We start from the raw sequence: 22,599 nt of genomic DNA on the forward strand, positions 1-22,599 counted from the left end.
CGCGCCGGCGCGTTCTCTGTCGGAGAGGGAGCGCCTGGCGTCGATGCCGAATCCGCTGTAAAGCGAGTCCGACCCGCTCCGGACTCGCTATCAGGCATCCCCGGACCAGGGCGCCGGGCTGCCGAACAGGCGTCCCATGGCGCCACGCAAGCCCATTTCCCGCAGTACTTCGAGTTCACCGTGGGTTTCCACCTGTTCCGCGATCAACGGTAGATCGATGCTGTGGGTGGTGCGATAGACCGCTTCGATGAACAACCGCTTGTCGCCTTCCCGGTCGACGGCATGCAGGTAGCAGCCGTCCAGCTTGAGGTAGGCCAGCCCCAGATGGGTAAGGTTGCCGATCAGGCTGAAGCGACCGCCGAAATGCTGCAGGCCGAGACCGCAGCCCAGTTCGCGCAGGACCTGGCTGAGGCGCTCCAGTTCGGCCGCGGCTGGCAGGTGCCGCTCGTCCAGTTCCAGGGTCAGCTGGCGCGCCTCCTGCGGATGCGCCTTGAGCAGGGCCAGTAGTGGGGCGAACGCCTGCGCATTGCGGACGCTGGCGGCCGACAGGCTCAGCGCCAGCGGCCGTGGATGGCGCCGCAGGTGCTCCAGGCTCTGTTCGAGCATCGCCAGGTCCAGGCGCGCGGCCCAGCCGAAACGTTCTATCCAGGGCAGGAAGCGCCCGGCGGCGATGGCCGTGGCCTGCGGGTCGAGCAGGCGCGCGAGGACCTTGTGGTGGAGGACGCGCTGGGTGTCCAGGCAGTCCACCACCGGCTGGAAATAGAGCAGCAGGCGGCGCTCCGTCAGGGCCTGGTCGATCCAGTCGTGCCAGTCCTGGCTATCGTTGAGCGCCGCGAGCGCGGTGCCGTCCTGGCTCGCCCAGGGCTGGGCGGGCTGGCTTTCGGCCTGGGCCAGGGCCTGGTCGGCACCGGCCAGGAGATCCGCGGGCGAGTCGCCTTCGGCGAACGCGCTGATACCGAGATAGGCGACCGGCGTGAGATCGCTGGCACCGGTGCGGGCAAGGTTCTCCAGGCCTTCGCAGAGTTCCTCGGCCAGGCGTTCGGCCTGCTCGCGGGAGCAACCGGGAGCCAGCACGGCGAACTCGCCGCCGCGGCTGCGGGCCAGCAGCCAGTCGGCGCGCCCTTGCTGGCCGCAGGAGTCGACCAGCAAGCGGGCGACCGCCTGGATCAGTTCATCCGTGCGTTGCCCGCCGAGACGCTGGTTCAGCCCGTTCAGGTCGTTCAGGCGCAGCAGCAGGAGCTGCCCGGCATGCTCGTGCTCGCCGGCACCCAGCTGTTCGTTGAGGCGGGCGTCGAACAGGCGCCGGTTGGGCAGGCCGGTGAGACTGTCCTGGTAGGCCTGGGCGCGTAGCTTGTCGCTACGCGCAGCCTCCTCGGCGAACAGCGTGCGAAGTTTCTCCACCATCTGGTTCATCGCCTGCACCACGCGGCGCAGCTCCGGCGTGCGCGGCAGCCTGGGCAGGCTGAGGAATTCCCGCCGGCTGATGGCATGGGCCTGGCGCACCATCTGGTCGAGCGGGCGCAGTTGGCGGCGCAGCAGCCAGCCGCCAAGCAGCAGGCTCGCCGCGCCGCAGGCCAGCAACCAGTAGAGGCTGCCCAGGGCGCTGTCCCACAGGCGCGCCAGGGCGAATTGCGGATGGCTGACCACCTCGACCCGCGCCGCCTGTTCCCAGCCGCGCATGATCAGCGCGTCGCCACCCTGGGGCTGGAGATCCACCAGGCGCGCGAACCAGCCTGGCACCGTGCGCTCGTCATGCGCCTGCACGCGCTCGACCAGCGGCTTGCCGCTCTTGATGTCGATCACCCGGATGCTGGCGAAGTAGCCGCTGTCGAAGATCGAGCTGACCATCAGTTGCACCATCGCCGGGTCGTCCACGTGCGGCGTCAGGGACAGGCCGAGGGCGGTGGCGGCGTCCTGGGCGTGGGAGCGCAACTGGCCGCGCAACTGCTCGCGGGAGTTCTCCACGCTGCTGACGAAGCTGCCGCTGAAGGCGACGACGAGGAACAGGCAGATGGCGAGGAACAATTGCTTGAGCAGTGACATTCAATCCTCCTTGGGTGCGTCGAGGTCGAGGCCTTCGGCGCGCATCTTGGTCAGCAGGTCCTGCCAGCGCGACAGCTTCTTGCTGTCGCCGGTCCGGCGTCCGCCGTCGGCGCCGGGCAGCCAGAGGCCCTCGGCATTGAAGGCGTACACCGGCAACAGGTCGTCGCGTTGCGAAGCGGGGCGGATCTCGCCGATCAGGTTGTCCAGCACCAGTGGGTCGGCGCCCGGGCTGGCGTACCAGGTCAGCACCATGTGCGCCTGGTTCAGGCGCAGGGCCTTGACGTAGGTGATGCGCAGCTTGTCGCTGGCGACGCCGAGGCGACGCAGGGTCACGTACTTGGCGATGGCGTAGTCCTCGCAGTCGGCTGCGCCCTTGACCAGCGCCTCGACCGGAGTCGCCCAGTAGTCTTCCTGCTGCCAGATTTCGATGTCGTCGGTGAAGCGTAGCGACTGGTTGAAGAAGTCGTTGACCGCGCGCAGCTTGGCCGCTTCGTCGAGCGTGCCGCCCTGTTCGAGCAGGCGGCCCCAGTCGCCCAGGCGTGATTTCGCCGCGCCTAGCTCGCCGTAGCGCTGCTCGGCACGGCTCAGTATCGACTCCAGGTCCCACTGCGCCAGCGCCGCGCCGACTGCCAGCAGCAATGTCGCCGCCAGCGACAGCAGCCAGGGGGCGTAGGCCCTGGGGCAGGGCCGGCGGGCGCCGGGGGGTGGGGACATCGAGCGGGCTCCGGAAGGACTCAGCGAAGTCTACGAGAGCGCCGGGCGGCCTGCCAGCGCGGGGTGTCCGGCGAAACTGACAGGATTGTCATTCAGGGGTCAGGGTGGGGTCCCGCTGCGCTGCTTATAAAGAAGAACGAAGTCGGCCGCGCGAGGCCGGCCACTGGGAAAGGTGGACAGATGCAGGCGTTGCGCAGTGGTGGGGGACGGGTCCTGGTGGGCGTGCTGGCGGCGGGCCTGGTCGCCTTCGGCGGTTGGGCATGGCTCGGCGGCGACGCCGGGGCGAAGGCGGCGCCCGCGCCGGCCAGGGTCCCGGTGAACGTGGCGCGGGTGGAGCGGCGCGACGTCGAGCAACAGGTCAGCGGCATCGGCACGGTGACTTCGTTGCACAACGTGGTGATCCGCACCCAGATCGACGGCCAGTTGACCCGCCTGCTGGTGAGCGAAGGGCAGATGGTCGAGGCGGGCGAGTTGCTGGCGACCATCGATGACCGCGCCGTCGTCGCCGCGCTGGAGCAGGCGCAGGCCTCCAGGGCGAGCAACCAGGCCCAGCTGAAATCCGCCGAGCAGGACCTGCAACGCTACCGCAGCCTGTATGCCGAGCGTGCGGTGTCACGCCAACTGCTGGACCAGCAGCAGGCGACGGTCGACCAGTTGCGCGCGACCCTGAAGGCCAACGATGCCACCATCAACGCCGAGCGGGTGCGCCTGTCCTACACCCGGATCACCTCGCCGGTATCCGGCAAGGTCGGTATCCGCAACGTCGATGTCGGCAACCTGGTGCGGGTCGGCGACAGTCTCGGCCTGTTCAGCGTGACCCAGATCGCACCGATCTCCGTAGTCTTCTCCCTGCAACAGGAACAGTTGCCCCAGTTGCAGGCGCTGCTCGGCGGCGAGGCGGCGGTGCGCGCCTACAGCCGCGACGGCGGGAGCGCGCTGGGCGAGGGCCGGTTGCTGACCATCGACAACCAGATCGACAGTTCCACCGGCACCATCCGCGTGCGCGCCTCCTTCGATAACCGCCAGGCCCGGCTCTGGCCCGGGCAGTTCGTCGCGGTGAGCCTGCACACCGGGGTCCGGCGCGACCAGTTGGTGCTGTCGAGCAAGGCGGTGCGCCGCGGCCTGGAGGGCAATTTCGTCTACCGGGTCGCCGCCGACCGGGTCGAGGCGGTGCCAGTGCGGGTGCTCCAGGACATCGACGGCCTCAGTGTGGTGGAAGGCCTGGCCAGCGGTGACCAGGTGGTGGTGGACGGCCACTCGCGGCTGATGCCAGGCGCCCTGGTCGATATCCAGGAGCCGCGCCCGAGCCTGGCCCAGGTCACGGAGCGGCGGCCGTGACGCCGCGCGCCGGGATTTCCGGCTGGTGCGTACGGCACCCGATCGCCACCGCGCTGCTGACCCTGGCCTCGCTGCTGCTGGGGCTGCTGGCGTTCCTCCGGCTCGGCGTGGCGCCGTTGCCGGAGGCGGACTTCCCGACCATCCAGATCAACGCCTTGCTGCCCGGCGGTAGCCCGGAAACCATGGCCTCGTCGGTGGCCACCCCCTTGGAAGTGCAGTTCAGCGCGATTCCCGGGATCACCGAGATGACCTCCAGCAGCGCCCTGGGCACCAGCACCCTGACCCTGCAGTTCAGCCTCGACAAGAGCATCGACGTCGCCGCCCAGGAGGTCCAGGCGGCGATCAACGCCGCGGCCGGGCGGCTGCCGGTGGACATGCCGAACCTGCCGACCTGGCGCAAGGTCAACCCGGCGGACAGCCCGATCATGATCCTGCGGGTCAACTCGGAGATGATGCCGCTGATCGAACTCAGCGATTACGCCGAGACCATCCTCGCCCGCCAGCTCAGCCAGGTGAACGGCGTGGGGCAGATCTTCGTGGTCGGCCAGCAGCGCCCGGCGATCCGCATCCAGGCCCAGCCGGAGAAGCTCGCCGCCTACCAGCTGACCCTGGCCGACCTGCGCCAGTCGTTGCAGTCGGCCAGCGTCAACCTGGCCAAGGGTGCGCTCTACGGCGAGGGGCGGGTGTCGACCCTCGCGGCCAACGACCAGTTGTTCAACGCCAGCGACTATGACGACCTGGTGGTCGCCTACCGCCAGGGCGCGCCGGTGTTCCTCAAGGACGTGGCGCGGATCGTCTCGGCGCCCGAGGACGACTACGTGCAGGCCTGGCCGAACGGCGTGCCCGGGGTGGCGCTGGTGATCCTCCGCCAGCCTGGGGCGAACATCGTCGATACCGCCGACGCGATCCAGGCCGCATTGCCGCGCCTGCGCGAGATGCTCCCGGCGACCATCGAGGTAGACGTGCTCAACGATCGCACCCGGACCATTCGCTCATCGCTGCACGAGGTCGAACTGACCCTGCTGCTGACCATTGGCCTGGTGGTGCTGGTGATGGGCCTGTTCCTCCGCCAGCTGTCGGCGACCCTGATCGTCGCCACGGTGCTGGCGGTGTCCCTGAGCGCCAGCTTCGCGGCGATGTACGTGCTCGGCTTCACCCTCAACAACCTGACCCTGGTGGCGCTGATCATCGCCGTCGGCTTCATCGTCGACGACGCCATCGTGGTCGTGGAGAACATCCACCGACACCTGGAAGCGGGCGCCTCGAAGGTCGAGGCGGCGCTCAAGGGCGCGGCGGAGATCGGCTTTACCGTGATTTCCATCAGCTTCTCGCTGATCGCCGCGTTCATTCCCCTGCTGTTCATGGGCGGGATCGTCGGCCGGCTGTTCCGCGAATTCGCGGTCAGCGTGACGGTGGCGATCCTGATCTCGGTGGTCGCTTCGCTGACCCTGGCGCCGATGCTGGCTTCGCGCTTCATGCCGGCATTGCGGCATGCCGAAGCGCCGAGAAAGGGCTTCGCCGAATGGCTGACCGGCGGCTACGAACGCGGCCTGCGCTGGGCGCTCGGGCACCAGCGGCTGATGCTGGTCGGCTTCGCCTTTACCGTGCTGGTGGCGGTGGCCGGCTACGTCGGGATTCCCAAGGGTTTCTTCCCCTTGCAGGACACCGCCTTCGTCTTCGGCACGAGCCAGGCTGCCGAGGATATCTCCTACGACGACATGGTCGCCAAGCACCGGCAACTGGCCGAGATCATCGCCAGCGACCCGGCGGTGCAGAGCTACAACCATGCGGTGGGCGTCACCGGCGGTAGCCAGAGCCTGGCCAACGGGCGTTTCTGGATCGTCCTCAAGGACCGTGGCGAGCGCGATGTCTCGGTCGGCGAGTTCATCGACCGGCTGCGCCCGCAACTGGCCAAGGTGCCGGGAATCATGCTCTACCTGCGCGCGGCGCAGGACATCAACCTCAGTTCCGGACCCTCGCGGACCCAGTACCAGTACGCCCTGCGCAGCAGCGACAGCACCCAGCTGGCGCTCTGGGCGCAACGCCTCACCGAGCGCCTGAAGCAGGTGCCGGGGCTGATGGATGTGTCCAACGACCTGCAGGTCGGCGCCAGCGTCACCGCGCTGGACATCGACCGGGTGGCCGCGGCGCGTTTCGGCCTCAGCGCCGAGGATGTCAGCCAGACCCTCTACGACGCCTTCGGCCAGCGCCAGGTCGGCGAGTACCAGACCGAGGTCAACCAGTACAAGGTGGTCCTCGAACTCGATGCGCGCCAGCGCGGCCGCGCGGAAAGCCTGGACTGGTTCTACCTGCGCTCGCCGCTGAGCGGCGAGATGGTCCCGCTGTTTGCCATCGCCAAGGTCGCGGCGCCGCGCTCCGGGCCGCTGCAGATCAACCACAACGGCATGTTCCCGGCGGTCAACCTGTCCTTCAACCTGGCTGCCGGGGTGTCTCTCGGCGAGGCGGTGCAGGCGGTGCAGCGCGCCCAGGAGGAGATCGGCATGCCCTCGACCATTATCGGCGTGTTCCAGGGCGCGGCGCAGGCCTTCCAGAGTTCGCTGGCCTCGCAACCGCTGCTGATCCTCGCCGCGCTGATTGCGGTGTACATCATCCTCGGCGTGCTCTACGAGAGTTTCGTGCATCCGCTGACGATCCTTTCGACCCTGCCCTCGGCGGGGATCGGCGCGGTGTTCCTGCTCTGGGCCTGGGGCCAGGACTTCTCGATCATGGCGCTGATCGGCATCGTGCTGCTGATCGGTATCGTCAAGAAGAACGGCATCCTCATGGTCGACTTCGCCATCGTCGCCCAGCGCGAGCAGGGCATGAGCGCGGAGCAGGCGATCTACCAGGCCTGCCTGACCCGTTTCCGGCCGATCATGATGACCACCCTGGCCGCGCTGCTGGGCGCGATACCCCTGATGATCGGCTTCGGCACCGGTTCCGAGCTGCGCCAGCCTCTGGGCATCGCGGTGGTCGGCGGGCTGCTGGTGAGCCAGGTGCTGACCCTGTTCAGCACGCCGGTGGTATACCTGGCCCTGGAGCGGCTGTTCCACCGGCGCGGGGCGACGACCTCGGACGGCGGAACCGCTGGGGCGACGGCGACATGAGGCGTAACGGACACGGCTTTCCTGGACGGCGGCGCGTGGCTAGGATGCAGGCAGGCATGCGTCCCGCCCGGGATGCGAAGGCGAACAGAGGATCGGGCGATAGATGCGGGTACTGATTGTCGAGGACGAGGCGAAGACGGCGGACTACCTGAACCGTGGCCTCAGTGAACAGGGGTTCACCGTGGACCTGGCGGACAACGGCATCGACGGTCGCCACCTGGCGCTCCATGGCGAGTACGACGTGATCGTGCTCGACGTGATGCTGCCGGGCGTCGACGGCTACGGCGTTCTGCGGGCGTTGCGCGAGCGGCGGCAGACCCCGGTGATCATGCTCACCGCGCGCGAGCGCGTGGAAGACCGGGTGCGCGGGCTGCGCGAGGGCGCTGACGACTACCTGATCAAGCCGTTCTCCTTCCTCGAACTGGTTGCCCGCCTGCAGGCCCTGACCCGGCGCGGCGGCAACCACGAAAGCCATTCGCAGATGCGCATCGCCGACCTGTCCATCGACCTGCTCAGCCGCAAGGTCTTCCGCGGCAACACTCGCCTGGAGCTGACTGCCAAGGAGTACGCGCTGCTCTGCGTGCTGGCCCAGCGCAGCGGCGAGATCCTATCGAAGACGGCGATCGCCGAACTGGTCTGGGACATCAACTTCGATACCGATACCAATGTCGTGGAGGTGGCGATCAAGCGCCTGCGCGCCAAGCTCGACGGTCCGTTCGAGAACAAGCTGCTGCATACCATCCGGGGCATGGGCTACGTCCTGGAGAACCGTGCGCTGGCGGAGTCGGGCTGAGGTGGGCATGTCCTTGTCGACCCGCCTGGCGGGAATGTTCGCCGGCGCCGCGGTGGTGATCTTCGCCCTCATCGGCACCATGCTCTATTGCATCCTCGACCGCCAGACCGAGCGCCTGCAGCAGGGCGAGGTGGACGTGCGCTTCAACATGGTCTCGCGGATGCTCGACCATCCCGACCTGGCCGAGCGCTGGCCGCACCTGCAGGGCAAGCTGGACAACCTGAGCCAGGAGTACGAGCTGATCCGTTTCTGGATTGACAGCGACGACCCGCGCTATCACTACGGGCGCTTCAGCGAACCGGTGCAGCGGCTGATCGCCGATGGCGCCGGCCGCTACGAACTGCAGTTGCCGGAGCACCGGTACGCGCTGACTGCGCGGGTCGGCGTGTTGCCGGCGCGCGAGGGGCGGCCGCGGCTGACCTACGTCACCGCCATCGACAGCGCGGCGTTCCACGAGGCGCGGACCTCCACCGTGAAATGGCTGCTCGGCCTGTCCGCCCTCGGCGTACTGCTGGCCTCGTTGCTCGGCCACTGGATCGCCCGCCTGGGCCTGTGGCCGGTGCATCGGCTCTCCGAGGAGGCCCGGCGGATCAGCCCGCGGCAGTTGTCGCAGCGCTTGCAGCTCTCGCCGCTGCCGGCCGAGCTGCGCGAGCTGGTGGGGGCGTTCAACGGCGCCCTGGACCGCCTGGAGCAGGCCTACGTGCGCCTGGAGTCGTTCAATGCCGACGTCGCCCACGAGCTGCGCACGCCATTGACCAACCTGATCGGCCAGACCCAGGTGGCGTTGTCCCGCGAACGCAGCGGCGAACATTACGAAGAGGTCCTGCAATCCAACCTGGAGGAGCTGGAGCGGCTGCGGGCGATCGTCAACGATATGTTGTTCCTCGCCCGCGCCGACCAGGGACGCCTGGCCTGCGAGCGTGAGGAAACCTCGCTGGCCGGCGAGATCGCCACCACGGTGGATTTCCTCGAGGTGATCTTCGACGAGGCCGGGGTCGGTATCGAGGTGCGCGGCGAGGCCCGCGCGCTGGTCGAGCGCGCCCTGTTCCAGCGGGCGGTGACCAACCTGCTGTACAACGCCGCCCAGCACACCGCCGCCGGCGGCACGCTGCGGGTCGGCGTCGAGCGGCGTGGCGACGAAGTGCGGGTGGCGGTGAGCAACCCCGGCGTGCCGATCGCCGACGAGCACCGCAGGCACCTGTTCGAGCGCTTCTATCGGGTCGACGCGGCGCGCAGCAACAGCGAGGCCAACCATGGCCTCGGCCTGTCCATCGTCAAGGCGGTGGCGAGCATGCACGGCGGTTCGGTGTTCGTCGACAGCGCGGACGGCTGGAACACCTTCGGCTTCACCGTGCTGAGCCCCGAGCGACGCGGGTCCGGCGACCGCTTGCCGCTGGGCGAGGGCGATCCGGCACTGTCCTGAGCGGGCCCTCAGGCGTCGTGCGGCGGGCGGGTCTTCTGGCGGAGGATATAGATGCTGACCAGTACCGCGCTGGTCAGCATGAAGCCCTGGGCCCAGGGGCGTCGGACCAGGTAGCAGGAAAGGGCGATGCTGGCCCACATCAGGCCGATGGCGTAGACCTTGCCCTTGAGCGGGATGCCTTCGCCGTCGAGATAGTCGCGGATCCACGGGCCGAGCCGTGGATGGCCGACCAGCCAGTGGTAGAAGCGCGGCGAGCTGCGCATGAAGCAGGCCGCCGCGAGGAGCAGGAAAGGCGTGGTCGGCAGCACCGGCAGGAAGATGCCGATCACGCCCAGGGCTACGCTTAGGAAACCCACGGCCTGGAGGCTATAGCGCACCCAGGCACGAGCGCTCGGGCGAATTTCCCGCTGCGCCACCGCGGCGCTCCTTAGTGCGTGCGCGGCTTGAGCAGGGCGGGCTTTTCTTCCGGCGCCTGGCAGAGCAGGAACAGGTTGGTCAGCAGGTCGGGAATCTGCGCGACCATGTCGTCCACCAGGTGGCGGTCGCGGGCGATCTCGTCGAACTCGGGCTGCTCGTCGAACAGGCCGGAGCCGACCATGATCGGCAGCAGCAGCTCGCTGACTTCCTCCTCGGCCTGCTCGAACCAGACTTCCTCGCGAAGGAACACGCCTTCCATGAAGCCGATGCACCAGCCGCGCAGGTCGGAGTCGTCCGGCTCGTCGCCGAGGTCGAGGTCGCAGGGCAGCTCGAGGTCTTCGTCGCTGGCCAGCACGCGGGTGATGTGCGCCTTGAGCTGCTCGAGGGAAGTCTCGATCTCCTGGCGCTCCTCATCGCTGCGGTAGTGCGGCGGTTCGGCGAACAGGGCGTCGATCCACTCCCGCTCCGGCACCTGCTCCGGGCAGATGGAGAGGGCGGTCAGGTAGCCGTGGGTCGCCACGTAGTCCAGCGCTTCTTCGTGCAGGTCATCGGCATCGAGGAAGGCTTGCAGACGGGACAGTTTTTCGGCGAAGGACATCAGGGTACTACCTCGGGAGGGATGCGGCTCTGGATTGTAGTCCAGACGGGACCTGCGGGCAAAGCGAGCGTGCCTGCTGCGGCGCCCTGGCGAGCGTTTCACGGACGCTCTCGGCGAAGTTGGCCCGGACCTTGCTCCATCCCTTGCGCAAGCCACGATGCAATCCCTTCGCAAATGGAGAATTCCCATGGCCGTCGCCCCTGGTGTGTTGTTGCCGCCGACGCCTGATGTAAAGCCCAAGGCCGCTGCGCCGAAGAGCCAGCAGAAAACGCCTGAGCCCAGTAACGACAAGACTTCCAGCTTCTCCGACATGTATGCCAAGGAGACCGCGAAGAAGCCCGCCGAGCGCGCCGACGGTCCCTCCAAGGGTTCGCGGGACAAGCCGCGGGACGCCGGCAAGGAGGCTGCCGAGGCGCAGCCGACGGATGCCGCCGGGCAACCGGCCGTTGCCGAAGACGGCAAGCCTTTGCCGGCCGACGGCCAGGCCAAGGCCGACGGCGAAGATAAAGTCGAAACGCCGGTCGATCCGCTGCAACTGCTCGGCCTCGGCGGCGCCGTGCCGATGCTCGACGAGAATACCCAGGCGACTTTGCTGCCGCCGGCCGTGCCGACGGCCAGCAGTGCTCCGGCCAGCCTGACCGAAGCCAGCAGCGACCCGACCCTGGTCAAGCTCAACGGCGTTCCGGCAGTGAACATGGCCCTGGAGCAGGGCGCCCAGGACGCCGCGCAGACGGCGAAAGGCGGGCCGGCGAAGAGCGCCGATCCCCGCCAGGCGAACCTCGGCGATGCCCTTGCCGGCCTGACCTCGGATTCCTTGACCAAGGCCGTCGACGGCAAGGCGCTCGAGGCCCAGTTGCAGCAGACCGCCGAGCCGGCCGTCGCCAGCGCCGCCTCCGAGAGCCTGCTGGAGAGCAAGGCGGAACCCCGCGGTGAACCTTTCGCGGCCAAGCTCAACGGGCTGACCCAGGCCATGGCGCAACAGGCCCTGACCAACCGTCCGGTGAACGGCACGGTGCCCGGCCAGCCGGTGGCGATGCAGCAGAACGGCTGGAGCGAGGCGGTGGTGGACCGGGTGATGTGGATGTCCAGCCAGAACCTGAAGTCGGCGGAGATCCAGCTCGACCCGGCCGAGCTGGGACGCCTGGACGTGCGCATCCACATGACCGCCGACCAGACCCAGGTGACCTTCGCCAGTCCCAACGCCGGCGTTCGCGACGCCCTGGAAAGCCAGATGCACCGGCTGCGCGACATGTTCAGCCAGCAGGGCATGAACCAGCTCGACGTGAACGTCTCCGACCAGTCGCTGGCGCGGGGCTGGCAGGGCCAGCAGCAGGGCGAGGGCGGATCGGCGCGCGGACGCGGCTTTGCCGGCGACGCCTCGGGCGATGAGGAAACCCTTGCCGGAGTCAGCGAGATCCGCAGCCGGCCGGGTTCCTCGGCGGCGCGCGGTCTGGTCGACTACTACGCCTGAGGCGAACGACTGCATTTCCCCTTTGGGCCTCCTGCGGGAGGCCTTTCTTTTTCCGGAGCGGGCGATTTCGCAAAAGACGGGGATGATTTCCTGTGGCCAGGCTGTAATATCCGCGCCGTCTATCATCTCGGACAGCATTCCGGGGCTGGCCCCAGGGGGCGGGGCGGCGTTGCAGAAATGGCACAACCCTTGCTCTGCCCCTGTGAAACCCTTCATTTGACGCTATAGCGACGGATTTTTGGCATGGCTAAGAAAGAGGCGACACCCGCCGACGCGGGGGCTCCGAGCGGCGGCAAGAGCAAGCTGAAGCTGATCCTGCTGATCGTGGTCGGCCTGCTGCTGGCGATCGGCCTGTCGGTGGGCGGCACCTGGTTCTTCCTCAGCAAGTCGCTGAAGGCCGAGAAGACCGAGGAAGTCGCCAGCGAGGCGGCGAAGCCGGGCAAGCAGCCGGCGCTCTACGAGATCCTGGCGCCGGCCTTCGTCGTCAACTTCAACCAGAACGGCCGGCAGCGCTACATGCAGGTCGGCGTCGCGTTGATGGGGCGCGACAAGGCGCAGATGGACGCATTGCGCGAGCACATGCCGCTGGTTCGCAATAAACTGGTGATGCTGTTCTCGAGTCAGAGTTTCGACTCGCTGGTGACTCCGGTGGGCAAGGAAATGCTCCGCCAGCAGGCGACCGCCGGATTGCAGGAACTGGCCAAGAAGGAAACCGGCCAACTGGCTATCGAACAAGTGTTGTTCACCAATTTCGTGCTGCAGTAGGTATCCCATGGCCGTGCAAGATCTGCTTTCCCAGGATGAAATCGACGCGCTGTTGCACGGCGTCGACGATGGCCTGGTGGAAACCGAAGTCGAGGCGACGCCGGGATCGGTCAAGTCCTATGACCTGACCAGCCAGGACCGCATCGTCCGGGGCCGCATGCCGACCCTGGAGATGATCAACGAGCGTTTCGCCCGCTACACCCGCATCAGCATGTTCAACCTGCTGCGCCGTTCGGCCGACGTCGCGGTCGGCGGCGTGCAGGTGATGAAGTTCGGCGAGTACGTGCACTCGCTGTACGTTCCCACCAGCCTCAACCTGGTGAAGATGAAGCCGCTGCGCGGCACCGCGCTGTTCATCCTCGACGCCAAGCTGGTGTTCAAGCTGGTGGACAACTTCTTCGGCGGCGACGGCCGCCACGCCAAGATCGAGGGCCGCGAGTTCACCCCGACCGAACTGCGGGTGGTGCGGATGGTGCTGGAGCAGGCCTTCGTCGATCTGAAGGAAGCCTGGCAGGCGGTGCTGGAGATGAACTTCGAGTACGTCAACTCGGAGGTCAACCCGGCCATGGCCAACATCGTCAGTCCCAGCGAGGTGGTGGTGGTCTCCACCTTCCACATCGAACTGGACGGCGGTGGCGGCGACCTGCACATCACCATGCCCTATTCGATGATCGAGCCGATCCGCGAGATGCTCGACGCCGGTTTCCAGTCCGACCACGACGACCAGGACGAGCGCTGGATCAAGGCCCTGCGCGAGGACGTGCTGGACGTCCAGGTACCGCTCGGCGCCACCGTGGTCCGCCGCCAGCTCAAGCTGCGCGACATCCTGCACATGCAGCCGGGCGACGTGATCCCGGTGGAGATGCCGGAACACATGGTGATGCGCGCCAACGGCGTGCCCGCCTTCAAGGTCAAGCTGGGCGCCCACAAGGGCAACCTGGCGCTACAGATTCTCGAAGCGGTCGAGCGCTCGCGCTGATCGCTTCCCCCGGAGGAAAGACGAACCATGGCAGACGAAGAAAAAGTGACCACCGAGGAACAGGCACTGGCCGACGAGTGGGCGGCGGCGCTGGCCGAGGCGGGCGACGCCAGCCAGGACGACATCGATGCGCTGATGGCCCAGGGCGGCGCGACCCCCGTGGCGGAGCCGAGCACCCCGCGGGCGCCGATGGAAGAGTTCGGCGCTTCGCCGAAGGCGCCGACCATTTCCGGCCTGGAGGGGCCCAACCTGGATGTGATCCTGGACATCCCGGTGACCATCTCCATGGAAGTCGGGCATACCGACATCAGCATCCGCAACCTGCTGCAGCTGAACCAGGGGTCGGTGATCGAACTCGATCGCCTGGCCGGCGAGCCGCTGGACGTACTGGTCAACGGCACCCTGATCGCCCACGGCGAGGTGGTGGTGGTGAACGAGAAGTTCGGCATCCGCCTGACCGACGTGATCAGTCCCAGCGAACGCATCAAGAAGCTGCGCTGACATGCGTCGCTACCTGTTCGCCGGCTTCCTGCCGGCACTCGCCTCGCTGAGCGCGCCGCTGTGCGCCGCCGAGGGGACGACGGGTGCCGCCGCGCCGACGGTGGGCGCCGCTTCCGGCGCCGCCGCGCAACTGGCCCAACTGGTGCTCGGCCTGGGCCTGGTGATCGGCCTGATCTTCCTGCTCGCCTGGCTGGTGCGCCGGGTGCAACAGGCCGGTCCGCGCGGCAACCGCTTGATCCGCACCCTTGCCAGTCAGCCGCTGGGTCCGCGCGACCGGCTGGTGCTGGTGCAGGTCGGCGAGGAGCAGATCCTGCTCGGCCTGACGCCCGGCCGGATCACGCCGCTGCACGTGCTCAAGGAGCCGATACACCTGCCGGACGGCGAGCCGGCCACGCCGGAATTCGCCCAGCGCCTGCTGGAGCTGCTGAACAAGGACCCCAAGGGTAAGCCATGACTCCGCGCATCTCCCTGGCCGGCGCGCTCGCCGCGCTCTGCCTCCTGCTGCTGGCGCCGTGGCCGGCGCTGGCCGCCGACCCGACATCGATCTCGGCGATCACCGTGACCACCAACGGCCAGGGCCAGCAGGAGTATTCGGTCAGCCTGCAGATCCTGCTGATCATGACCGCGCTGAGCTTCATCCCGGCGTTCGTCATGCTGATGACCAGCTTCACCCGGATCATCATCGTCTTCTCCATCCTGCGCCAGGCGCTGGGCCTGCAATCGACGCCGTCGAACCAGGTGCTGGTGGGGCTGGCGCTGTTCCTGACCATGTTCGTCATGGCCCCGGTATTCGACAAGATCAACAGCCAGGCCCTGCAGCCCTACCTGAACGAGCAGATTCCCGCCCAGGAAGCCCTGCAAAAGGCCGAGGTACCGCTGAAGGCGTTCATGCTGGCGCAGACTCGCACCTCCGACCTGGAGTTGTTCGTGCGCCTGTCCAAGCGCACCGACATCGGCAGCCCGGAGGCGACGCCGCTGACCATCCTGGTCCCGGCCTTCGTCACGTCCGAGCTGAAGACCGCGTTCCAGATCGGCTTCATGATCTTCATCCCGTTCCTGATCATCGACCTGGTGGTGTCCAGCGTGCTGATGGCGATGGGCATGATGATGCTGTCGCCGCTGATCATTTCCCTGCCGTTCAAGATCATGCTGTTCGTCCTGGTGGATGGCTGGGCGCTGATCATCGGGACGCTGGCGGGCAGTTTCGGCACCGTCTAGCGGTGCCGCCGGCTTGACGCGCCGCTGGCGCGCTGGAGAGAGACATGACCCCTGAGGTGGCACTCGACCTGTTCCGCGAGGCGTTGTGGCTGACGGCGATGATCGTCGGCGTGCTGGTGGTTCCGAGCCTGCTGGTCGGTCTCGTGGTGGCGATGTTCCAGGCCGCCACCCAGATCAACGAACAGACCCTGAGCTTCCTGCCGCGCCTGATGGTGATCCTGCTCACCCTGATCGTGCTGGGCCCCTGGCTGCTGCGGCAGCTGATGGAATACACCCAGACGCTGATCGGCAACATCCCGCTACTGATCGGCTGATGCTGGAGCTGACCAACGCACAGATCGGCGGCTGGATCGCCAGCTTCGTGCTGCCGCTGTTCCGGGTCGCGGCGCTGCTGATGACCATGCCGGTGATCGGCACCCAGCTGGTGCCGGTGCGGGTGCGACTGTACCTGGCGCTGGGCGTCTGCGTGGTGCTGGTGCCGAACCTGCCGCCGATGCCGCAGGTGGACGCGCTGAGCATGAAGGCCATGCTGCTGATCGGCGAGCAGATCCTGGTCGGCGCCTTGCTCGGCTTTTCCCTGCAGTTGCTGTTCCACGCCTTCGTGATCGCCGGGCAGATCATCTCGATGCAGATGGGCCTGGGCTTCGCTTCCATGGTCGACCCGGCCAACGGCGTCTCGGTGCCGGTGCTCGGCCAGTTCTTCACCATGTTGGTGACGCTGCTGTTCCTGGCGATGAACGGCCACCTGGTAGTGTTCGAGGTAATCGCCGAGAGCTTCGTCACCCTGCCGGTGGGCGAGGGCCTGAGCGGCAACCATTTCTGGATCATCGCCGGCAAGCTCGGCTGGGTGATGGGCGCGGCACTGCTGCTGGCGCTGCCGGCGATCACCGCGCTGCTGGTGGTGAACCTCGCCTTCGGCGCCATGACCCGCGCGGCGCCGCAACTGAACATCTTCTCCATCGGCTTTCCGTTGACCCTGGTGCTGGGCCTGGTGATCCTCTGGATCGGCACCGCCGACCTGCTCAGCCAGTACCAGGTGCTGGCCGGCGAGGCCCTGCAATTCCTCCGTGAACTGGTGCGGGCGAAATAGCCATGGCCGAGAGCGAGAGCGGGCAGGACAAGACAGAGGAACCCACGGAGAAACGCCGCCGCGAGGCGCGCGAGAAAGGGCAGTTGCCGCGTTCGCGGGAGCTGAACACCCTGGCCATCCTCATGGCCGGCGCCGGCGGCCTGCTGATCTACGGCGCCGACCTGGCGGGCGCCCTGTTGCGCCTGATGCGCAGCAATTTCGAGCTGTCCCGGGAAACCGCGATGAATACCGAGAGCATGCTGCAATTGCTCGGCGCTTCGGCCTACCTGGCTGCCCAGGGGCTCTGGCCGATCCTGCTGATGCTGCTGGTGGCGGCGATCGTCGGGCCGATCGCCCTCGGCGGCTGGCTGTTCTCGATGGACGCCCTGCAACCCAAGTTCAGCCGGCTCAACCCGCTGTCGGGGCTGAAGCGGATGTTTTCCGCCAAGTCGCTGCTCGAACTGAGCAAGGCGCTGATCAAGTTCCTGGTGGTGCTGGCGGTGGCCCTGCTGGTGCTATCCGCCGACCGCGACGCCCTCCTGGCCCTGGCGCACCAGCCGCTCGAGCAGGCGATCCTGCACAGCGTGCGGGTGGTCGGCTGGAGCGCCTTCTGGATGGCCTGCAGCCTGCTGCTGATCGCCGCGGTGGACGTGCCCTACCAGATCTGGGACAACCGCCAGAAGCTGCTGATGACCAAGCAGGAAGTCCGCGACGAATACAAGGACTCCGAGGGCAAGCCCGAGGTCAAGTCGAAGATCCGCCAGATGCAGCGCGAGATGGCGCAGAGACGGATGATGGCGGCGGTGCCGGAGGCCGACGTGGTGATCACCAACCCGACCCACTTCGCCGTAGCCCTGAAGTACGACCCGGCGGGCGGCGGGGCGCCGCTGCTGCTGGCCAAGGGCAACGATTTCCTGGCCCTGAAGATCCGCGAGGTGGCCCAGGAGCACAAGGTGATGGTCATGGAGTCGCCGGCGCTGGCGCGAGCGGTGTACTACTCCACCGAGCTGGACCAGGAGATTCCCGCCGGGCTCTATCTCGCCGTGGCCCAGGTGCTGGCCTATGTCTACCAGCTCAAGCAGTACCAGGCCGGCAAGGGCAAGCGGCCGAGCCCGTTGAAGGACCTGCCGATCCCGCCGGACCTGCGTCGCGACGAGTGACCTGGCTGGAGCTACGCGCCGCGCTGTGGCAGCCTTGGCCGATACCCGCTCGGGATGAGAGCTTTGCCGTTCATGGATCGAACCTTGTCTGATCGTATTTTCCCGCCTGTCCTCCTGTTGCTCGCCCTGGCCTGGCTGCTGCCCTGGATGCCTGCGCACGCCGAAGCGCCGGCGGAATGGGTCGCCTTGCCCCTGTCGGAGCGGCTGGTGGATGCCACCCACACGCTGGACGAGGCGACGCGCCAACGCCTGGTGGAGAAGCTCGAGGCGCTGGAGCGGCGACGCGGTGCGCAGATCGCGGTGGTGATGCTGCCGACTACCGGTACCCTCGATATCGAAGCCTTCTCCGACAAGTTGTTCCAGGCCTGGAAGCTCGGCCGCAAGGCGGTCGACGACGGTCTGCTGCTGGTGGTGGCCAAGGATGACCGGCGCATGCGCATCGAGGTCGGCTACGGCCTGGAGGGCGCGGTGCCCGATGTGGTCGCCGGACGGATCATTCGCGAGCGGATGGCCCCGGCATTTCGCGAGGGTGACTACGCCGGCGGGATCGAGGCCGCGGTGGACGAGCTGATCCGCCTGGTCGACGGCGAAACGCTGCCGGCGGCCGCGTCGTCGGGTGCGCCGAAAGTCTCGCTGGGGCAATTGCCGGCGGAAGCCTGGGCGCTGCTGGTCGCCTTCATCTACGGATCGTTGGCCGGAGTGCTGTTGAGTGCCCGGGCGCTGCGCTGGCCCTGGCTGCTCGGCGGGGCGCTGCTCTGCTGGCTGCTGGGCACGCTGGCCGGCGCTTCCGGCGAATGGATGAGCGTGCTGCTGGTCGCTCCGCTGTGCATGCTGGTCGGCGGCGCGACCTTCGGCGCGCTGTGGACGGTGCGCCCGGCCTTCTACCTGGTGATCGGCGTACTGGTCTATGTAGCCCTGCTCGGGCTGGCGGCGCATTGGTTCAGCGCGGTGTCCTTCATCTACGGCCTGCTGTGGCCGGCCGGGGTGCTGATGCTGGCGGTTCTCTGCTGGTCGAACTACCGCCTGATGCGCTCGCTGTGGCGCGAGCGGCGGAAAAGTTTCCACCGCCGATTGTGGGCGTTGCTGGCGGCCTGCCTGCTGCTCGGATTGCTGTCCGGTGGCCTGGACGCACCGCTGGTCTGGCTGGCCCTGCTACCGTTCCAGCTCATGCTCGGGCTGCTGGTGTTCGGCCAGGTACGCCTGAGTGGGGGTGGTGGAGGCTCGTCGGGAAGCTCCGGCGGCGGTTCCTCCTCCTCTTCCTCCTCGTCGTCCGGCGGCTTTTCCGGGGGCGGTGGTTCCAGCGGCGGAGGCGGTGCCTCGGGCAGTTGGTAATGGGTTCCCGTTCATTTCATTCGGAGACAAGGATGTCTGCAATCACGCGTTATCTCGCCATGCTTCGGCTGTTCGGCATGCTGCTCTGCGCCGCCGCGATTCCCTCCGTTGCCACCGCGGCGGTGCCGGTCACCGTCGCGGTGGCAGCGTCCGATGTCGAGGAGGAGGCCGTGGAGGCATTGGCGGTCGGCGCCGAGGCCGAGGCAGCGCGCGATGCGGGCTACGAGTCCGCGGAGGTTCCAGCGCTGGCGCGGCGGGTGACCGACCTTACCGCGACCCTCGACGCCGCCGAGCGTGCCCGCCTGGAAGCTTCGCTGGCCGCGCTGGAGGCCCGGAAGGGTGCCCAGGTAGCGATCCTGATGGTGCCCAGCACCTATCCGGACAGCATCGAGGCCTATGCGACGCGGGTCTTCGAGGCGTGGAAGCTTGGGCGCAAGGGGATCGATGACGGCGTCCTGGTGCTGGTGGCGAAGGACGATCGGCGCATGCGCATCGAAGTCGGTTATGGCCTGGAAGGAACGATCACCGACATCGATGCCGGGCGGATCATCCGCGAATACATGACCCCTGCGTTCCGTCAGCAAGACTACGCCGGCGGCCTGGAAGCGGCGGCGCAGCGCCTGGTACGACTGATCGACGGCGAGGCGTTGCCGCCGCCGCGCGACCCGCTGGAGCCCGGCGCGGTACGGCAGACCCTGGCTATCGCATTCCTGCTCGGCGCTCTCGGCGGGGTGGCGCTGCTGGTACGCCCGCGCGCCTGGTACTGGACCCTGGGGGCGGTAGTGGCGCTCGCTGCGGCGTTGGCACTGGGGCGGCACTGGCCGGCAGGGGCGATGGTGGCGCTGGCGGAGATGGTGGCGGTCCTGGGCGTCGGCTTCGGCGCGTTGCTCAAGTATTCGCGCGGTGCCCGCTGGTTCTTCGCCATTCTTGTGCTCTATGCGCTGGGGCTGTTCTGGGCCTACCGCCGTTATGGCCTGCCGGTGCTCCATTACGGATTGGCCGTGCCGCTTTCGCTGGGACTGACCCTGCTGATGCTGGCCGGTGCCTGGCAGGGGCTGCGCAGAGGACGGCGCTGGGCCTACCTGCCGGGCCTGCTCGGCCTGCTGCTGACCCTGGCCCTGGAGTGCCTGCTGTTGCTGGTGGACGACCCGCTGAACAGCATCGAGGCGCTGATCATCCTGCCCGCCGCTTGCCTGCCGCTGCTCATCGGTTGCAATTTCAGCGCCGGCGGCTCGGGGGGAGGGCGTCGACGCGGCGGCGATTACGCTAGCTCATCGGGTTCCTCGTCGTCGAGTTCGTCCAGTTCGTCTTCGGACTCGTTCTCCGGCGGCGGAGGCTCGAGTGGCGGTGGTGGCGCCTCCGGCAGTTGGTGATTGGCGAAAACCCTTTTTCAATCAATGAATTGAAAAGTTGGAACGGTTCCTGCAATGACCCGCCCGACGCGCATTCCGGCGTCAAAAGTTTGTTCGGCGCTCACCTACGGGCGCCATACGCAGGGCAGGGGAGTCGAGAGTGGATCGCACGCAACTGATCAGCAATGTGCGCAGCAACCTGGCGGGGCTGGGGCGCGGCAGCCTCGGCGTGCCGATCCTGCTGCTGGCCATGCTGGCGATGATGACCCTGCCGATCCCGCCATTCCTGCTGGACGTGCTGTTCACCTTCAACATCGCCCTGTCCATCGTCGTCCTGCTGGTATGCGTGTACGCCCTGCGGCCGCTGGACTTCGCCGTGTTCCCGACCATCCTGCTGGTGGCGACCCTGTTGCGCCTGGCGCTGAACGTTGCCTCGACCCGCGTGGTGCTGCTCCACGGCCACGACGGCCATGGCGCCGCGGGCAAGGTGATCCAGGCCTTCGGCGAAGTGGTGATCGGCGGCAACTACGTGGTCGGGGTGGTGGTGTTCGCGATCCTCATGATCATCAACTTCGTGGTGGTGACCAAGGGCGCCGGGCGGATTTCCGAAGTCAGCGCGCGCTTCACCCTGGATGCCATGCCCGGCAAGCAGATGGCCATCGACGCCGACCTCAACGCCGGCCTGATCGAGCAGGAGGAAGCCAAGAAGCGCCGCAGCGAGGTGGCCCAGGAGGCCGACTTCTACGGTTCGATGGACGGTGCCAGCAAGTTCGTCCGCGGCGACGCCATCGCCGGCCTGCTGATTCTCTTCATCAACCTGATCGGCGGCGTCGCCATCGGCATGATCCAGCATTCGATGTCCTTCGGCGACGCCGGCAAGGTCTACGCCCTGCTGACCATCGGTGACGGCCTGGTGGCACAACTGCCGTCGCTGCTGCTGTCGACCGCGGCGGCGATCATGGTGACGCGGGTCTCCAGTTCCGAGGACATGGGCCAGCAGGTCAACCGGCAGATGTTCGCCTCGCCCAAGGCGCTGGCGATTTCCGCGGCGATCCTGATCGCCATGGGCGCCGTGCCGGGCATGCCGCACGTTTCCTTCATCGGCCTCGGCGCCCTGGCCGGTGCTGCCGCCTACTGGATCTGGCACCGGCAGAACAAGGCCAAGCAGGTCGCCGAGCAGGAGGTGCAGCGCCAGCAGGAGCTGCTGCCGGCGCAGCGCGCCCAGGAGGTCAAGGAACTGGGTTGGGACGACGTCACCCCGGTGGACATGGTCGGCCTGGAAGTCGGCTACCGGCTGATCCCGCTGGTCGACCGCAACCAGGGCGGGCAACTGCTGGCGCGGATCAAGGGCGTACGCAAGAAGCTGTCCCAGGAGCTGGGCTTCCTGATGCCCTCGGTGCACATCCGCGACAATCTCGACCTGCTGCCCAACGCCTACCGTCTGACCCTGATGGGGGTCAGCGTGGCCGAAGCGGAGATCTATCCCGATCGCGAGCTGGCGATCAACCCCGGCCAGGTATTCGGCAGCCTTAACGGCATCGCCGGCAAGGACCCGGCCTTCGGCCTGGAGGCGGTATGGATCGAGCCCGGCCAGCGCGACCAGGCGCAGTCGCTGGGCTACACCGTGGTGGATGCGAGCACCGTGGTCGCCACTCACCTGAACCAGGTGCTGCACAAGCACGCCCACGAGCTGCTGGGCCATGAAGAAGTGCAGCAGCTCCTGCAATTGCTCGCGCGCAGCTCGCCGAAGCTGGCGGAAGAGCTGGTGCCGGGGCTGATTTCCCTGTCCACCCTGCTCAAGGTCCTGCAGGCGCTGCTCCAGGAGCAGGTGCCGGTGCGCGACATCCGTACCATCGCCGAGGCCATCGCCAATGTCGCTCCACGGAGTCAAGATCCCGGCGCGATGGTCGCCGCGGTTCGCGTCGCGTTGTCCCGCGCAATCGTGCAAAGCATTGTCGGGCTTGAGCCGGAGCTGCCTGTGATCACGCTCGAGCCGAGGTTGGAACAGATTTTGCTGAACAGCATGCAGAAGGCCGGACAAGGCTCCGAGGACGGCATGTTGCTGGAGCCGGGGATGGCCGAGAAGCTGCAACGCTCGCTGATCGAGAGCGCGCAACGCCAGGAGATGCTCGGTAAGCCGGCGATCCTGCTGGTTGCCGGACCGATCCGCTCGATGATGTCGCGCTTCGCGCGGATGGCGGTGCCCAGCATGCATGTGCTGGCCTACCAGGAAATCCCGGACAACAAGCAAGTCACCATCGTCGCGACGGTGGGGCAGAACTGAACGAGGGCTGCGCCGGCTCCAGGGCCGGCACACCG

Annotated in this window: 20 protein-coding genes; 16 read left to right on the top strand and 4 right to left on the bottom strand. The window is 67.5% G+C overall.

What is annotated here, in order from left to right; genetic code table 11:
• Positions 1-90: 90 nt before the first annotated feature.
• Together lapD and lapG are read right to left on the bottom strand one after the other, a co-directional pair.
• Complete coding sequence (gene lapD / locus VQ065_RS12330; protein ID WP_003087063.1) at positions 91-2,043, bottom strand: cyclic di-GMP receptor LapD; 1,953 nt, start codon at positions 2,041-2,043, stop codon at positions 91-93.
• The gene (gene lapG / locus VQ065_RS12335; protein WP_003140286.1) at positions 2,044-2,757 is read right to left on the bottom strand and encodes a cysteine protease LapG; all 714 of its coding nucleotides are present in this window, start codon (positions 2,755-2,757) and stop codon (positions 2,044-2,046) included.
• A gap of 180 nt (positions 2,758-2,937) precedes the next feature.
• Here lapG and mexM point away from each other — a divergent pair, with 180 nt between their 5' ends.
• The 4 genes from mexM to VQ065_RS12355 all read left to right on the top strand — a co-directional run bounded on the left by mexM (position 2,938) and on the right by VQ065_RS12355 (position 9,418).
• The gene (gene mexM / locus VQ065_RS12340) at positions 2,938-4,095 is read left to right on the top strand and encodes a multidrug efflux RND transporter periplasmic adaptor subunit MexM (RefSeq protein ID WP_003133235.1); all 1,158 of its coding nucleotides are present in this window, start codon (positions 2,938-2,940) and stop codon (positions 4,093-4,095) included.
• Positions 4,092-7,202 (top strand): multidrug efflux RND transporter permease subunit MexN, encoded by a 3,111-nt coding sequence (mexN, locus tag VQ065_RS12345; RefSeq protein WP_003087066.1) that lies wholly within the window; start codon positions 4,092-4,094, stop codon positions 7,200-7,202. Before mexM ends, mexN begins: the two co-directional genes overlap by 4 nt.
• A 103-nt stretch (positions 7,203-7,305) precedes the next feature.
• Positions 7,306-7,995: a heavy metal response regulator transcription factor gene (locus VQ065_RS12350; RefSeq protein WP_003083028.1), complete on the top strand. Its 690-nt coding sequence runs from the start codon at positions 7,306-7,308 to the stop codon at positions 7,993-7,995.
• Positions 7,973-9,418: a sensor histidine kinase gene (locus tag VQ065_RS12355; protein ID WP_003140283.1), complete on the top strand. Its 1,446-nt coding sequence runs from the start codon at positions 7,973-7,975 to the stop codon at positions 9,416-9,418. Before VQ065_RS12350 ends, VQ065_RS12355 begins: the two co-directional genes overlap by 23 nt.
• Positions 9,419-9,426: 8 nt before the next feature.
• On the opposite strand, the gene VQ065_RS12360 is transcribed toward VQ065_RS12355, so the two are convergent.
• Together VQ065_RS12360 and VQ065_RS12365 are read right to left on the bottom strand one after the other, a co-directional pair.
• Positions 9,427-9,834, bottom strand: a complete 408-nt coding sequence (locus tag VQ065_RS12360; protein ID WP_003087079.1) for a YbaN family protein — start codon at positions 9,832-9,834, stop codon at positions 9,427-9,429.
• Between the two features lie 11 nt (positions 9,835-9,845).
• Positions 9,846-10,433 (bottom strand): UPF0149 family protein, encoded by a 588-nt coding sequence (locus tag VQ065_RS12365; RefSeq protein WP_003083037.1) that lies wholly within the window; start codon positions 10,431-10,433, stop codon positions 9,846-9,848.
• A gap of 187 nt (positions 10,434-10,620) precedes the next feature.
• On the opposite strand from VQ065_RS12365, the gene VQ065_RS12370 reads away from it, so the two are divergent.
• From VQ065_RS12370 to flhA, 12 genes are all read left to right on the top strand, one after another.
• Positions 10,621-11,904, top strand: a complete 1,284-nt coding sequence (locus VQ065_RS12370) for a flagellar hook-length control protein FliK (RefSeq protein WP_003087086.1) — start codon at positions 10,621-10,623, stop codon at positions 11,902-11,904.
• A gap of 243 nt (positions 11,905-12,147) precedes the next feature.
• On the top strand, positions 12,148-12,669 hold the full coding sequence (gene fliL / locus VQ065_RS12375; RefSeq protein ID WP_003083042.1) for a flagellar basal body-associated protein FliL: 522 nt from the start codon (positions 12,148-12,150) through the stop codon (positions 12,667-12,669).
• A 7-nt stretch (positions 12,670-12,676) separates the two neighbouring features.
• Entirely contained in the window at positions 12,677-13,648 is a 972-nt protein-coding gene (gene fliM, locus VQ065_RS12380; protein ID WP_003083045.1) for a flagellar motor switch protein FliM, read from the top strand.
• A gap of 27 nt (positions 13,649-13,675) precedes the next feature.
• Positions 13,676-14,149 (top strand): flagellar motor switch protein FliN, encoded by a 474-nt coding sequence (gene fliN / locus VQ065_RS12385; protein WP_003083049.1) that lies wholly within the window; start codon positions 13,676-13,678, stop codon positions 14,147-14,149.
• 1 nt (position 14,150) lies between these two features.
• Positions 14,151-14,603, top strand: a complete 453-nt coding sequence (gene fliO, locus VQ065_RS12390; RefSeq protein ID WP_003087090.1) for a flagellar biosynthetic protein FliO — start codon at positions 14,151-14,153, stop codon at positions 14,601-14,603.
• Positions 14,600-15,367 (top strand): flagellar type III secretion system pore protein FliP, encoded by a 768-nt coding sequence (fliP, locus tag VQ065_RS12395; RefSeq protein ID WP_003083052.1) that lies wholly within the window; start codon positions 14,600-14,602, stop codon positions 15,365-15,367. Before fliO ends, fliP begins: the two co-directional genes overlap by 4 nt.
• Positions 15,368-15,411: 44 nt before the next feature.
• Positions 15,412-15,681, top strand: coding sequence for a flagellar biosynthesis protein FliQ (fliQ, locus tag VQ065_RS12400; protein ID WP_003083053.1), 270 nt, complete (start codon positions 15,412-15,414; stop codon positions 15,679-15,681).
• Entirely contained in the window at positions 15,681-16,457 is a 777-nt protein-coding gene (fliR, locus tag VQ065_RS12405; protein WP_003083054.1) for a flagellar biosynthetic protein FliR, read from the top strand. The genes fliQ and fliR overlap by 1 nt, the downstream gene beginning before the upstream one ends.
• A 2-nt stretch (positions 16,458-16,459) precedes the next feature.
• Positions 16,460-17,596, top strand: coding sequence for a flagellar biosynthesis protein FlhB (gene flhB / locus VQ065_RS12410; protein WP_003083056.1), 1,137 nt, complete (start codon positions 16,460-16,462; stop codon positions 17,594-17,596).
• A gap of 72 nt (positions 17,597-17,668) precedes the next feature.
• Entirely contained in the window at positions 17,669-18,928 is a 1,260-nt protein-coding gene (locus tag VQ065_RS12415; protein WP_023098692.1) for a TPM domain-containing protein, read from the top strand.
• Positions 18,929-18,960: 32 nt separating this feature from the next.
• Positions 18,961-20,301: a TPM domain-containing protein gene (locus VQ065_RS12420; RefSeq protein ID WP_023098691.1), complete on the top strand. Its 1,341-nt coding sequence runs from the start codon at positions 18,961-18,963 to the stop codon at positions 20,299-20,301.
• A 139-nt stretch (positions 20,302-20,440) separates the two neighbouring features.
• Positions 20,441-22,564, top strand: a complete 2,124-nt coding sequence (gene flhA / locus VQ065_RS12425; RefSeq protein WP_003087100.1) for a flagellar biosynthesis protein FlhA — start codon at positions 20,441-20,443, stop codon at positions 22,562-22,564.
• The last annotated feature ends 35 nt before the right edge of the window (positions 22,565-22,599 follow it).

The sequence above is a fragment of the Pseudomonas sp. KBN10P06128 genome (genome assembly GCF_037574945.1).
Classification (GTDB): domain Bacteria; phylum Pseudomonadota; class Gammaproteobacteria; order Pseudomonadales; family Pseudomonadaceae; genus Pseudomonas; species Pseudomonas aeruginosa.

Coding starts and splice junctions, on each gene's coding strand:
- lapG (WP_003140286.1), bottom strand. CDS start 2,757: ATGTCCCCACCCCCCGGCGCCCGCCGGCCCTGCCCCAGGGCCTACGCC.
- VQ065_RS12420 (WP_023098691.1), top strand. CDS start 18,961: ATGTCTGCAATCACGCGTTATCTCGCCATGCTTCGGCTGTTCGGCATG.
- fliP (WP_003083052.1), top strand. CDS start 14,600: ATGACTCCGCGCATCTCCCTGGCCGGCGCGCTCGCCGCGCTCTGCCTC.
- mexM (WP_003133235.1), top strand. CDS start 2,938: ATGCAGGCGTTGCGCAGTGGTGGGGGACGGGTCCTGGTGGGCGTGCTG.
- fliL (WP_003083042.1), top strand. CDS start 12,148: ATGGCTAAGAAAGAGGCGACACCCGCCGACGCGGGGGCTCCGAGCGGC.
- VQ065_RS12350 (WP_003083028.1), top strand. CDS start 7,306: ATGCGGGTACTGATTGTCGAGGACGAGGCGAAGACGGCGGACTACCTG.
- lapD (WP_003087063.1), bottom strand. CDS start 2,043: ATGTCACTGCTCAAGCAATTGTTCCTCGCCATCTGCCTGTTCCTCGTC.
- fliQ (WP_003083053.1), top strand. CDS start 15,412: ATGACCCCTGAGGTGGCACTCGACCTGTTCCGCGAGGCGTTGTGGCTG.
- VQ065_RS12365 (WP_003083037.1), bottom strand. CDS start 10,433: ATGTCCTTCGCCGAAAAACTGTCCCGTCTGCAAGCCTTCCTCGATGCC.
- fliN (WP_003083049.1), top strand. CDS start 13,676: ATGGCAGACGAAGAAAAAGTGACCACCGAGGAACAGGCACTGGCCGAC.
- fliM (WP_003083045.1), top strand. CDS start 12,677: ATGGCCGTGCAAGATCTGCTTTCCCAGGATGAAATCGACGCGCTGTTG.
- fliO (WP_003087090.1), top strand. CDS start 14,151: ATGCGTCGCTACCTGTTCGCCGGCTTCCTGCCGGCACTCGCCTCGCTG.
- fliR (WP_003083054.1), top strand. CDS start 15,681: ATGCTGGAGCTGACCAACGCACAGATCGGCGGCTGGATCGCCAGCTTC.
- VQ065_RS12415 (WP_023098692.1), top strand. CDS start 17,669: ATGGATCGAACCTTGTCTGATCGTATTTTCCCGCCTGTCCTCCTGTTG.
- flhB (WP_003083056.1), top strand. CDS start 16,460: ATGGCCGAGAGCGAGAGCGGGCAGGACAAGACAGAGGAACCCACGGAG.
- VQ065_RS12370 (WP_003087086.1), top strand. CDS start 10,621: ATGGCCGTCGCCCCTGGTGTGTTGTTGCCGCCGACGCCTGATGTAAAG.